Genomic DNA, 13,408 nt, shown 5'->3' on the forward strand with positions numbered 1-13,408 from the left:
TACGTAAACAATACCCTACGCGGGAAGCGGTTTAAATCTTGCAGGCACCGCCTTCGCAACCGTCATCCTGTGCGTCGGTTAGGATATCTTCCTGAATGTCTTCCGCGCCGTCACGGGTGTTTTGATAATACAGCGTTTTCAACCCGAATTTATAGGCGGTGAGCAAGTCAGTCAGCAACTGTTTCATCGGCACTTTTCCTGACGGGAAGCGTGCCGGATCGTAGTTAGTGTTGGCAGAAATAGCCTGATCGACAAACTTTTGCATCAGTCCAACCAGTTGCAGGTAGCCATCATTGTTCGGCATTTCCCACAGTAACTCGTAGGCATCCTTCAGGGTTTCATAATCCGGCACCACCTGGCGCAGAATACCGTCTTTTGACGCCTTGATGCTGATGTGTCCGCGCGGCGGTTCAATCCCGTTGGTGGCGTTGGATATTTGTGACGAGGTTTCCGACGGCATCAACGCAGAGAGCGTGGAGTTACGCAGACCGTGTGTTTTGATACTGTCGCGCAGCGCTTCCCAATCGTAATGCAACGGTTCGCTGCAAATGCCATCCAGATCGCGCTTGTAGGTGTCAATAGGCAGCACGCCGCGCGCATAGGTGGTTTGGTCAAACCACGGGCAGGCACCCTGTTCGCGCGCCAGCTCGTTTGACGCTTGCAGCAGGTAGTACTGAATGGCTTCAAAAGTCTGGTGCGTCAGGTTGTTGGCGCTGCCGTCGGAGTAGCGCACACCGTTTTTCGCCAGATAGTAGGCGAAGTTGATGACGCCGATGCCGAGCGTGCGGCGGCCCATGGCACCGCGTTTAGCGGCCAGAATCGGATAGTCCTGATAGTCCAGCAGGGCGTCTAGTGCACGTACTGCCAGGCGCGCCAAATCTTCCAAATCATCCAGGCTATTCAATGCGCCAAGGTTGAACGCAGAGAGGGTGCAGAGCGCGATCTCGCCTTTTTCGTCGTTGACGTCTTCCAGAGGATGGGTCGGCAGTGCAATTTCCAGACACAGGTTGGACTGACGCACCGGTGCGATGGTCGGCTCGAACGGGCTGTGGGTGTTGCAGTGATCGACGTGTTGAATGTAGATACGGCCGGTGGAGGCGCGCTCTTGCATCATCAGCGAGAACAGATCGACCGCTTTCATGGATTTCTTGCGGATGCTGTCATCTTTTTCATACTGCTGATACAAGCGCTCGAACTCGTCCTGATCGGCAAAAAACGCGTCATACAGGCCGGGCACGTCAGAGGGGCTGAACAGGGTGATTTCTTGCCCTTTGACCAGACGCTGATACATCAGCTTGTTCAACTGTACGCCGTAATCGAGATGACGCACGCGGTTGCCTTCCACGCCACGGTTGTTCTTCAGCACCAGCAGGCTTTCGACTTCCAGATGCCACAGCGGATAAAACAGCGTCGCTGCACCGCCGCGCACGCCGCCCTGTGAACAGGATTTCACTGCGGTCTGGAAATGTTTATAGAACGGAATACAGCCGGTATGGAACGCTTCACCGCCGCGAATCGGGCTACCCAGCGCGCGGAGACGACCCGCGTTGATGCCGATACCGGCACGCTGCGAAACGTATTTCACGATAGCGCTGGAGGTGGCGTTGATGGAATCCAGGCTGTCGCCGCACTCGATCAACACGCAGGAGCTGAACTGACGGGTCGGGGTACGCACGCCGGACATGATCGGCGTTGGCAGCGAAATCTTGAAGGTAGAAATCGCGTCATAGAAGCGTTTGACGTAATCCAGACGCGTTTCGCGCGGGTAACCGGAGAACAGGCAGGCGGCTACCAGTACATACAGGAACTGGGCGCTTTCGTAGATGTCACCGGTGACGCGGTTTTGCACCAGATATTTCCCTTCCAACTGCTTAACCGCAGCGTAAGAGAAGGTCATGTCGCGCCAGTGATCGATGAAAGCGTCCATCTGAGCGAACTCTTCTGGCGTGTAGTCCTGCAATAAGTGGGTGTCGTATTTGCCCAGTTCCACCATGTTGGTGACGTGATCGAACAACGCCGGCGGTTCAAACTGGCCGTACGCTTTCTTACGCAAGTGGAAAATGGCCAAACGCGCGGCCAGATATTGGTAGTCCGGGCTGTCGCGCGAAATCAGATCGGCGGCGGCTTTGATAATGGTTTCATGGATATCGGCAGTCTTGATGCCATCATAAAACTGAATGTGGGAGCGCAGCTCTACTTGAGACACTGACACATTGTGCAGGCCTTCTGCTGCCCAGGTAATCACCCGGTGAATCTTGTCCAGATTGATGCGTTCTTTGCTGCCATCGCGTTTGGTTACTAGCAGGCTCTGGTTCATGTGGTGTAGTACCTATCCGTTTTTCCTATTGCAATAGTGTTTTCCCCGATCGAAAACGCACACGACAGTCTAGTGCTGCGGTGTGTGGAGGAAACACTACATATAGGGGGTTTGGTTTAGAATGATAACAAGATAGTGAGAATTTTCGGCTATTGCAAGTGAACAAAACACACTGAAATTGTGGATAACATGGGGAGGAATTGTTACACAGTGGCTAAACGCCTGTAGCGTTGCGGCCTTAACTTTTGTCAATGGATGGGGATAAAAAAATAAAAAATTGATCGGTTGCCGCTTTTTTCCGCGCACAGAAAATTCTTAATTTGATCAGCGTCTAAGGTTATGACTGAAGAGGGAATGGCAGATTGGCGACGATATCACCAATCTGCGTTCCAAACGCTGAGTTATTCCGCCTCGCGCTGCGTATGCAGCATATAGTTCACATCCACGTTAGGACCGAGCGTAAAACGATCGCGCAGCGGGTTATAATGCAGACCGGTGATGTGCTGGTCGGCCAGCGAGGTGCCGTCCACCCAGTCCAGCAGTTCTGCCGGGCGAATAAATTTCTTCGCGTCATGGGTGCCTTTGGGCACCATTTTCAGCACGTATTCGGCACCGAAAATCATCAACAGCCAGGCTTTGGCATTACGGTTGATGGTCGAGAAAAACACATGTCCGCCGGGTTTGACCTGGGCGGCACAGGCGCGCACCACCGATTGCGGGTCTGGCACATGTTCCAGCATCTCCATACAGGTCACAACGTCATAGCGCCCGGCGTGCACCGCTGCGTGAGACTCCACGGTTTCCTGCACATAGTGCACGCTAACGCCGCTCTCCAGCGCGTGCAACCGGGCTACCTGCAACGGTTCGGCCCCCATATCTAATCCGGTAACCTCTGCCCCTTCGCGCGCCATGCTCTCCGCCAGAATGCCGCCACCGCAGCCGACATCCAGCACCTGCTTGCCAAACAGCCCATCGGCGCGGCGCGCGATATAATCAAGTCGCAGCGGGTTGATGCGGTGCAGCGGTTTGAACTCGCCTTCCAAATCCCACCAGCGTGAGGCGACGGCTTCAAACTTGGCGATTTCATCATGATCGACATTGTGCGTCGGTGTTTCTGCGTTCATGCGGTATACCACCTTTTGTTATTCTCATCTGCGGTGAGTATATCGGGTGTACGCAGGATGTAGTAGCGATTCTCCCTTTCGCCTCAGCGATGGAAAAGGCGGTGAATGAAAGAAAAGCGTCATTACTCGTGCGCGTATTTTCCCTGTGAGGTGGGTTTTGTGCTATCATTTTCCACCTTTTGAACTCGGGTTGATGCATTAAATAGAGGGATAGCGGCTCCATGAGCGACCTTGCCAGAGAAATAACACCGGTCAATATCGAAGATGAGTTGAAAAACTCATATTTGGACTATGCCATGTCCGTTATTGTCGGGCGTGCCTTGCCTGATGTTCGTGACGGCCTGAAACCCGTGCACCGGCGCGTGCTCTTCGCGATGAGCGTGCTGGGAAATGACTGGAACAAACCCTATAAAAAATCGGCCCGTGTGGTCGGCGACGTAATCGGTAAATACCACCCGCACGGTGATTCCGCCGTATATGAAACCATCGTGCGTATGGCGCAACCTTTCTCCTTGCGCTATATGCTGGTGGATGGTCAGGGCAACTTCGGGTCAATAGACGGCGACTCCGCGGCGGCCATGCGTTATACCGAAATTCGCATGTCGAAAATCGCCCACGAGCTGCTGTCGGATCTGGAAAAAGAGACGGTAGATTTTGTGCCCAACTACGATGGCACAGAACAGATCCCCGATGTAATGCCGACGCGTATCCCTAACCTGCTGGTGAACGGTTCTTCCGGTATCGCCGTGGGGATGGCAACCAACATCCCGCCACATAATCTGACGGAAGTGATCAACGGCTGCCTGGCGTACATTGAAGATGAAAACATCAGCCTGGAAGGGTTGATGGCGCACATCAAAGGGCCGGATTTCCCGACCGCCGCAATCATCAACGGCAGACGTGGCATTGAAGAAGCGTACCGCACCGGGCGTGGCAAAATTTACATCCGCGCACGCGCCGAAGTGGAAGTGGACGAGAAAAATGGTCGTGAGACCATTATCGTGCACGAAATTCCCTATCAGGTGAACAAGGCGCGTCTGATTGAGAAAATCGCCGAGCTGGTAAAAGAGAAACGCGTCGAAGGCATCAGCGCATTACGCGATGAGTCTGATAAAGACGGCATGCGCATCGTGATTGAGATCAAACGTGATGCCGTGGGCGAAGTGGTACTGAATAACCTCTATTCTCTGACTCAGCTTCAGGTCTCGTTCGGCATCAACATGGTGGCACTGCATCAGGGCCAGCCGAAGATTATGCCGCTCAAGGATATTCTGGTTGCCTTTGTTCGTCACCGTCGTGAAGTAGTGACGCGCAGAACCATTTTTGAACTGCGCAAAGCGCGCGAGCGTGCCCATATTTTGGAAGGGCTGGCGGTTGCGCTGGCAAATATCGATCCGATCATTGAAGCGATTCGCAATGCGCCAAACCCGGCGGAAGCCAAGGCAGCATTGATTGCTCGTGCGTGGGATCTGGGCAACGTCGCGGCGATGCTGGAACGCGCCGGTAATGATGCTGCGCGTCCTGACTGGCTGGAGCCGGAATTCGGTATTCGCGACGGTAAATACTACCTGACCGAGCAGCAGGCACAGGCGATTCTGGATCTGCGGTTGCAAAAGCTGACCGGTCTGGAACACGAAAAACTGCTGGATGAGTATAAAGAGCTGTTGGTACAAATTGCCGAGCTGCTGCATATTCTGACCAGCCCTGAGCGCCTGATGGAAGTCATTCGCGAAGAGCTGGAAGCCATCAAGGCCCAGTACAGTGACGAACGCCGTACCGAAATCACTGCCAACAGCGCTGACATCAATATCGAAGACCTGATCAATCAGGAAGATGTGGTGGTTACGCTCTCGCATCAGGGCTATGTCAAATACCAACCGCTGAGCGACTATGAAGCGCAGCGTCGTGGGGGCAAAGGCAAGTCAGCGGCACGTATCAAGGAAGAAGATTTTATCGACCGTCTGCTGGTGGCCAACACCCATGACACGATCCTCTGCTTCTCCAGCCGTGGCCGCCTCTATTGGTTGAAAGTGTATCAACTGCCGGAAGCGAGCCGCGGTGCGCGTGGGCGTCCTATCGTCAACCTGTTGCCGTTGGAGCCGGAAGAGCGTATCACTGCCATTCTGCCAGTGCGTGAATACGAAGCAGGCCAAAACGTGTTTATGGCGACCGCCAGCGGCACCGTGAAGAAAACCGCGCTGACCGAGTTTAGCAATCCACGTTCGAAAGGGATTATTGCCGTTAACCTCAATGACGGCGACGAACTGATCGGCGTTGATTTGACGGACGGTGAGAACGAAGTAATGCTGTTCTCTGCCGAAGGCAAGGTGGTGCGTTTCTCCGAAGCGGCAGTGCGCGCTATGGGACGTACCGCTACCGGTGTGCGCGGTATCAACCTTCAGGGTGACGATCGCGTGGTGTCTCTGATCGTGCCGCGCGGCGAGGGGGATATCCTCACTGTGACGCAAAACGGCTTCGGTAAGCGTACTGCGGTAAGTGAATACCCGACCAAATCTCGTGCGACCAAAGGCGTTATCTCTATCAAAGTGAGCGAGCGTAACGGTAAGGTTGTCGGTGCGGTGCAGGTCGATGAACTGGATCAGATCATGATGATCACCGATGCCGGTACGCTGGTGCGCACCCGTGTTTCTGAGGTCAGCATCGTAGGCCGTAACACCCAGGGCGTGACGCTTATCCGCACCGCGGAAGACGAAAACGTGGTAGGGCTGCAACGTGTTGCTGAGCCGGTCGAAGATGAAGAGCTCGACAGCGTGGCAACTGCGCCGGGTGAAGTCGCCGAAGAAGAAGACGGCATTGATGATGCCGAAACTGACGACGATGTGGCTGACGACGAATAATCGTTCGTTACACCGGTGAAACCAAAGCCAGTATCTCAGATGCTGGCTTTTTTTATGCGCTCTCGGTACTGTATCGGCAAGCCTTTGCCTTGCAACCGTTTACCAACCCGATGGAATAAATTTGAAATACCTCGCTTCATTTCACACGACGCTGAAAATTTCCCGCTACCTGTTCAGGGTGCTGGCGATGATGTTATGGATGCTGGGAGCGCTGATTTCCATCTTCTATTTCAGCAAGGTTCTTAACGATAAAGAAGCCGAGTTACGCCTGGAATATAACCAGAGCTACGATCAGTCGCAGGAGTATATTCGTCGCACCACGGACATCGTGCGGGAATTACGTTATGTGGCCGTCAGTCATGTCAACATGGCGCCCGCACACGCCATACCGCCTGCCGCCAACACCCTGCGTACGCCGCTGCTTTCACTTTATCCCTTAACCGCAGGTGCAGACTGTCAGGCGATCTACCAGACCCAAAAAGGGCAGTTGGATGCCGTCAGCGCATTTTTTACCGATTGGCAGGATAACTTCTCTACCGTATACGATCTGAACCGGGTGTTTTTTGTCGATGGCGCCTGGCAGTGCATGATGGATTTTGGCATCCGTAATCAGGCGCTGGATCGCGATAATTTGTTGCAGAACCTGCAAGAGCGTTTTGCCGATAAAAAGCATGCCACCCAGGGCGAATGGCGCGATGAAACGGTGTATTGGATAACCCCGGCCTCCGATCCTGACATCGGCTATCTGTATGCCATTACGCCGATTTATAAAGGGGATCGTCTGGAAACCCTTATGGGCATTGAGCAAACCATCCGTCTGGATGATTTTGTTGCCGCAGGTAAATTTACGGTCGGTGCCAAACTGCTCGATCAGTTCAACCAACCGTTGCTGCAATTTACCGATAAAGAGCGCAACGGATCGATGACCTCCAGCTACCCGAACGATCGCACCTATTTTGGTTATGTGGACGGTTACGACGAAATTATCCTGAAGAAAGCCTTACCGCCAACCACCTTTAATATTGTCTATTTCATGCCGTTCAGCGTGCTGTTGTCGCAGTTGAACTCGCTGATTATCAACATGGTGCTGTTAAATCTGCTTTCTGCGCTGGTGCTGTTTATTCTCGCCTGGACGTTTGAACGCAAGATGTTTCTGCCCGCGCAAATTAATGCGTTTCAACTGGAAGAGAACGAGCAGTTTAACCGTAAAATTGTCGCCTCTGCGCCAGTGGGCATTTGTATTCTGCGCATCAGTGACGGCACCAATCTGCTCAGCAACGAACTGGCGCACAATTACCTGAATTTGTTAACCCATGAAGACCGGCTCAAGATCACACGCATTATCTGTGAACAGCAATCAAAATACGTCGATGTGGTCACCAGCCGGAACCATCACCTGCAAATCAGTTTCGTTCATTCGCGTTATCGCAATGAAAATGTGGCAATTTGCGTGCTCTCCGATGTGAGCGCACGGGTGAAGATGGAAGAGTCTCTGCAAGAAATGGCGAATGCCGCTGAACAGGCGAGCCAGTCGAAATCGATGTTTTTGGCTACGGTCAGCCACGAACTGCGCACGCCGCTGTACGGGATCATTGGTAATCTGGATTTGCTCCGCACCAAAAGTCTGTCGAAAGATGCTAATCGATTGGCGGCGGCGATGCAGAACTCCTCGGCGCTGCTGCTAAAAATCATCAGCGATATTCTCGACTTTTCCAAGATAGAGTCGGAACAGCTTAAAATTGAACCCGCTATTTTCACCCCACAGGAAGTGGTCAGCCACATTACCAGCAACTATCTGCCGCTGGTGGTGCGAAAAAATCTGACGCTCTACTGCTTTATCGATCCGTCGGTGCCCGCGACGTTGTCCGGAGATCCGGTGCGTTTGCAGCAGGTACTCTCCAATCTGGTGAGCAATGCGATTAAATTTACCGATACCGGCTGCATTATCTTTCAGGTGTGTTGCACCGACGGCTATCTCGAATTTTGGGTACGTGACACCGGCGTGGGCATCAATCCCCGCGAAGCGCTCAAGCTGTTCGATCCCTTTTTCCAGGCGGGCAGCGGCGTTCAGCGCCATTTTCAGGGAACCGGACTGGGGTTGGCTATCTGTGAAAAGCTGGTGAACCTGATGGATGGCGACATGTCGCTGATATCGGAGCCGGGGCTGGGCAGCCAGTTTGGCATTCGCATTCCGCTTTATCAGGCACATTACCAGGCACGAACGGTCAGTGATGCACTCAGGCAGAAAACCTGCTGGCTGCGGATGCGTAATGCCAGTCTTGAGCACAACGCGCTGAGTTTGCTGCATCAATATGGTCTCTCTGCTGCACGGTATTCTGATCAGGCGGTGCAGGAGGACGACATCGTCATCAGCGATTATCCACAGGCTACGCCGCCGCTCTCGCGCTGGAGCGTGTTGTTTAGTCACGTGCACATCGGCAGCGCACAGGAGAGGGAGGCAGGGCGCTGGGTCATGAGCACCGCTGGATTGCCGGATTTGCCGACGCTGCTGGAACGCCTGTGCCGCCACAAAGACGGAGAAGAAGATACCGTGGCCGTGCCGGGGACGCGCGTCCAAGCGCACTATAACCTGGTGGAAAATAGCGACATATTGATTATGGTGGTGGACGATCATCCAATAAACCGTCGCTTGCTGGCCGATCAGCTTGGATCGCTGGGGTATCAGGTCATTACCGCTAACGATGGCGTGGATGCGTTAAGCACGCTGGCAAAGAAAACGGCAGATATCGTGCTGACCGATGTCAACATGCCGAATATGGATGGTTATACGCTGACGCGCACCCTGCGTGCACAGCGCTGGGAAGCGCCGGTGATTGGCGTCACCGCCAACGCGCTCGCGGAAGAACGACAACGTTGTTTGGCGGCGGGGATGGACAACTGTTTATCGAAACCGGTTACGCTGGATGTGCTGCAACAGTGTTTGTCGCAGTATAGCCAGCAAGTGCGTGAACAGCGTACTCATTCAACAGGAAAGGGTTAACACCCGTCGTCGTTCCTGCGAATAACCATCACGTCATCCTCGGCGAAAGCCGGGGATCTCTTGCAGAATACATGCGTTCATTCTGCAAGAGATTCCCGCTTTCGCGGGAATGACAGAGGGAGTGGGGGAATGTTTAGGCGCCCTCGTTTGGCTCGGCACCGTTGATAGAGGACAGGTATTTCAGCAGGGCAATATCGTTGTCGACGCCCAGCTTGGTCATGGCAGATTTTTTCTGGCTGCTGATAGTTTTGATGCTGCGGTTAAGCTTTTTGGCAATTTCTGTCACCAGAAAGCCTTCTGCAAACAGGCGCAGCACTTCGCTCTCTTTCGGTGACAGGCGTTTGTCGCCGTAACCGCTGGCGCTGATCTTTTCCAGCACCTTGGCAACGCTATCCGGGGTGAATTTCTTGCCCTTTTGCAAGGCAGCCAGCGCTTTGGGCAAATCGGTCGGTGCCCCTTGCTTCAACACAATGCCTTCAATATCAAGATCTAACACCGCGCTCAAAATGGCGGGGTTGTTGTTCATTGTCAGCACAATGATCGCCAGATGGGGAAAATGGCGTTTGATGTATTTGATCAGTGTGATGCCATCACCGTATTTATCGCCAGGCATGGATAAATCGGTAATTAACACGTTGGCATCAAGTTTCGGCAGATGGTTGATCAGTGCTGTCGAGTCTTCAAACTCGCCCACCACGTTAACCCACTCAATTTGTTCAAGCGATTTTTTAATGCCAAAAAGGACAATCGGATGGTCGTCAGCGATAATTACGTTTAAATTACTCATCGTTTTATTTACTCGTCTTGTTGGCCATTAGGCTGCAATAATACACGGACAAGTTCGTCGATCTCATCAAGGTCGTTTTTGATTTCTTCACTCGCCTGTTCGGTAATATGCCGCTCAAGTTGTTCACACAATTGTTTGCCAGGGTGCAGATTTAGCATGGCAAACACACCCTTAAGTCGATGCGCCGTTTGTGCCAGCGTTGAAAAGTCGCCTGCTTCTGCATCAGTATACAGTTTGGCAATGTCGTCGGGTACCGTTTCAACGAACAGCGAAAAATAGTCGCTGGCTTTCAGTTGCCGGGCATATTCTTGAATATCCGTCGGTGCAGCGTCGAGCGTCGTGGACTCAAACTGTTGCTCAATCAAGGTCAATAATGCGTCTTGCAGTAACTGACTGATATTAAAATTGGTGCGTAAACGCCTCGGTGCCAGTATGGTCACCTGGGTATCCTCACCGTTCACCAGCAGCGTGTTATCCGCCATTTTTGCTTCATCATCGACAATGCGCAGGTCGAACTCCTGAGGCATCTGTCGCTCATCAGCGTTGATACATTCTGCCCCCCAACTGGCGAGCAGGTGCTGCACGATCTGCCGTACCTCATTGGCGGTGATGTCTAACAGCACCGTCATGTCTTCCAGCAGTTTTTCGTCTTCATCCCGGCTGCTGGCGCTGGCGGGCAGCGTGAACGTCAACTGGTAGTGCGTGCCGAGATCTTGCTTGCTGGCGATACTTAGCTCTCCGCCAAGCTTGCGTGCCAGTTGATGGCAGAGGAACAGCGCAAACCCTGAGTTTTGCCGGGAACGATCCGCAGACGGCACCGTTAGCCAAGGGTGGCGCAGATTATCCAGTTCTGCCGCTGACATGCGGGTGCCGGTATCACTGAGCCGGATAGTGAGTTTGTCCGCCTGCTGGGCATCCGCTTCCAGTGTGAGCGTAATCTTGCCGTAATCCGTATTGGTGATGGCGTAATCGAGCAACAGCTGCAGCGATTTTTGCAGCATGTCCATGTCGCCCATATACAAACGTTGCGGCTCCAGACGGTAGTGATGAAACAGGTGCAGCCCTTTCTGGGAAAGGCGCGGCAGGCTGGCAAGCAGCAAGCTATCCATCATGGCTAAGGGAGAAAATGGCACCACTTCCGGCTGCCACGCGTCGCTGTCGAGCTGGTCATGGAGCGCAATATTATCCAGCAGTGCGATCGTTTGCGCCGTTTCATCCGAGGCTTTACCTAACAGTCCCGCGCGAACGTCGTCATCCGTGGTTTGCGCCAGGGACAGCAAGTGTTGCTGCAAGGCCTGCATTGGCGTATGCAGCTCCTGACGCAGGTTGGTTAACAGCCGTTGACGCGCCAGCACGTTTTTATCATATTCCCGCTGCGCCAATTGCATCTTTTTATGCACCAGGATTTCTTTATCCTGCTCGCGAATCAGAAACAGATTGTGCTCTGGCATCTGCGGCTGGCTGAACTGCAAAATCTCATACATCTCGTTGTTGATGGTTGCCTGCACTACGCCCTGATGCTCGCGCGCCATCGCGGCGATTTTCTCCAAACTCAGGTGAGGCAACAGATGTTCGGCAATGGCGTTTTGTACCACCACGCGGTTGGCAGCAAAATCATAAACCAGAATGCCAACGGGGATGCGTTTCACGATCTCCTGATAGAGCGCCTGCTGTTTACGCAAGCGCGGTGACGGATCGTCGCGCGCATCGCGGTTGGGCTGACGCCACAGGTAGAACCCCGTGAGGGTCAGCGCCAGCAGCGCCAGATTCAGCAGCAGCAACCAGATATTATTACGCGCCATATCGGCAGCGAATTGCCGCAGAGGTAACTGATAAACGATGTTTACCGGCGCGTTAACCAGCGGTGCCGCCACCTCTAACAGCGAACCGTTTAACTGGACGCGGGTGGTATCGTCGTTGTTGGTGAACGCTTCACTGCTGGCACCCACGGTGTCCGCGCGCAGAATGAAATTGTCGCGCGACAGCGTATGCGGGATCAGATCGTTGATGGGCAAATCAAAGGCGATAATGGTCGCCAGATGGCCCGGCTGGTTGAAGGTGGTGCGCAGCGTAAAATAGTAGTCATTATAAAAGCGCAGCTTACGGATCGGGGAGAAGCTCTCGCGTTCATCGAGCGCGTTCGACTGTTGCAGCATCTCCGTGCGCCGGGCTTCGGCAATGGCGGTGATATAGCTGCCGCGAAACTGTGCGGAAATATCCTTCAATATCTGCGTGGAAATCATGCTCAGGCTGTTATCTACGCCGTTGAGGTAGTACATGGAGTAGATATCGCTCTCTGCGCCCCACAGGATATCGAGATAACGTGAAATCTTGCGTACCGCGCTCAGCGTTGATTTATCGTGCTGACCAAAAATCAGCGCATCGGTTTTCTGGCCGTTTTTCTCCACATAGAACACCTCTGGCAGCAGACTGATGGCACTGACGTTATCTTCACCACCCGCGTCGTTGTTCAGATTGCTATAAATTTGGTAGGTGAAAAAGCGGTAGGTGTCGATGCGCTTTTGCATCCCCAGGGCGAGGGTGTTGAGCGTAGACTTCTTCTCTGCCAACCAGCTGTTCACGATATTGTAGCTCAGCGTGCCGGTCGTCAGCAGTAGCAGCAGGGTGAACAGGGTAAGGTAGCGAAGCAGACTCGCAGGCATGATGACAGTTCCTACTTGGCAGTGCGTAAAGATGAGAGAATGAAATCTTTGTCCGGCTCCCTTTTTATCATAACTTCCCCACTGAATCGAAACTTCCTTAATGCCGTTGGCTAACTTCCGAGATTAATCGGAACAGTTAACCCTTTTTGCTGTGATATTCACCAGTGTTTAGGGATAACGCTCCCAATCTGGGAACGTTATCCCTGCATCTTGTGTGCTGTTCAGCTCGGGTTTTAGATCGCTTTGCGCATAATTGCGCACCATTTCATGGTGTACATAGTACTCAGTTGGTGTACTATGTACCCTTGCGGGGAGAGCATTTCAGTGAGCTATGGGATAGCGTTTATCGAAACTCCGATCTTTACTCGTCAGATAAAGCAGATTGCCACTGATGATGAGCTTAAAACACTACAGAGAACGCTTATCGAATCGCCAGAAAAAGGCGACCTGATACCGCAAACGGGTGGATTGCGAAAAATCAGAATGGCCGTGGGTGCTAAGGGAAAAAGTGGTGGTGTCAGAGTGATTTATTTTCTGGCAACGGTCGAGGTCATCTATCTTGTGTTGGCCTACTCGAAAAGCATGAAAGAAAGTCTGAGCGACGCAGAGAAAATTGAACTGAAAAAATTAACGGCATTATTGAAAGGTGAGGTGTGAA

Annotated in this window: 7 protein-coding genes; 3 read left to right on the plus strand and 4 right to left on the minus strand. The window is 53.0% G+C overall.

The window, feature by feature from the left end; translation table 11 throughout:
* Positions 1-31 precede the first annotated feature (31 nt).
* Both nrdA and ubiG read right to left on the minus strand, forming a co-directional pair.
* Positions 32-2,317 (minus strand): class 1a ribonucleoside-diphosphate reductase subunit alpha, encoded by a 2,286-nt coding sequence (gene nrdA / locus J5069_RS16900; protein WP_264644967.1) that lies wholly within the window; start codon positions 2,315-2,317, stop codon positions 32-34.
* Between the two features lie 401 nt (positions 2,318-2,718).
* Positions 2,719-3,441: a bifunctional 2-polyprenyl-6-hydroxyphenol methylase/3-demethylubiquinol 3-O-methyltransferase UbiG gene (ubiG, locus tag J5069_RS16905; protein ID WP_264644968.1), complete on the minus strand. Its 723-nt coding sequence runs from the start codon at positions 3,439-3,441 to the stop codon at positions 2,719-2,721.
* Positions 3,442-3,662: 221 nt separating this feature from the next.
* On the opposite strand from ubiG, the gene gyrA reads away from it, so the two are divergent.
* Complete coding sequence (gene gyrA, locus J5069_RS16910; RefSeq protein ID WP_264644969.1) at positions 3,663-6,299, plus strand: DNA topoisomerase (ATP-hydrolyzing) subunit A; 2,637 nt, start codon at positions 3,663-3,665, stop codon at positions 6,297-6,299.
* A gap of 121 nt (positions 6,300-6,420) precedes the next feature.
* Positions 6,421-9,300 (plus strand): two-component system sensor histidine kinase RcsC, encoded by a 2,880-nt coding sequence (rcsC, locus tag J5069_RS16915; protein ID WP_264644970.1) that lies wholly within the window; start codon positions 6,421-6,423, stop codon positions 9,298-9,300.
* Positions 9,301-9,433: 133 nt separating this feature from the next.
* On the opposite strand, the gene rcsB is transcribed toward rcsC, so the two are convergent.
* A complete protein-coding gene (gene rcsB, locus J5069_RS16920; RefSeq protein WP_264644971.1) occupies positions 9,434-10,087 on the minus strand; it encodes a response regulator transcription factor RcsB in 654 nt (217 codons plus the stop codon).
* Between the two features lie 8 nt (positions 10,088-10,095).
* Entirely contained in the window at positions 10,096-12,750 is a 2,655-nt protein-coding gene (rcsD, locus tag J5069_RS16925) for a phosphotransferase RcsD (protein ID WP_264644972.1), read from the minus strand.
* A 324-nt stretch (positions 12,751-13,074) separates the two neighbouring features.
* Between rcsD and J5069_RS16930 the strand changes: the two genes are divergently transcribed.
* The gene (locus J5069_RS16930; RefSeq protein ID WP_264628196.1) at positions 13,075-13,407 is read left to right on the plus strand and encodes a type II toxin-antitoxin system RelE/ParE family toxin; all 333 of its coding nucleotides are present in this window, start codon (positions 13,075-13,077) and stop codon (positions 13,405-13,407) included.
* The last annotated feature ends 1 nt before the right edge of the window (position 13,408 follow it).

This window comes from Candidatus Symbiopectobacterium sp. NZEC127 (assembly GCF_025962675.1).
In the GTDB taxonomy this organism is placed as follows: Bacteria; Pseudomonadota; Gammaproteobacteria; order Enterobacterales; family Enterobacteriaceae; genus Symbiopectobacterium.

Bases quoted from the DNA above. Each gene is read 5' to 3' on its own strand.
- ubiG (WP_264644968.1), bottom strand. From the start codon at position 3,441: ATGAACGCAGAAACACCGACGCACAATGTCGATCATGATGAAATCGCC.
- rcsB (WP_264644971.1), bottom strand. From the start codon at position 10,087: ATGAGTAATTTAAACGTAATTATCGCTGACGACCATCCGATTGTCCTT.
- rcsD (WP_264644972.1), bottom strand. From the start codon at position 12,750: ATGCCTGCGAGTCTGCTTCGCTACCTTACCCTGTTCACCCTGCTGCTA.
- nrdA (WP_264644967.1), bottom strand. From the start codon at position 2,317: ATGAACCAGAGCCTGCTAGTAACCAAACGCGATGGCAGCAAAGAACGC.
- gyrA (WP_264644969.1), top strand. From the start codon at position 3,663: ATGAGCGACCTTGCCAGAGAAATAACACCGGTCAATATCGAAGATGAG.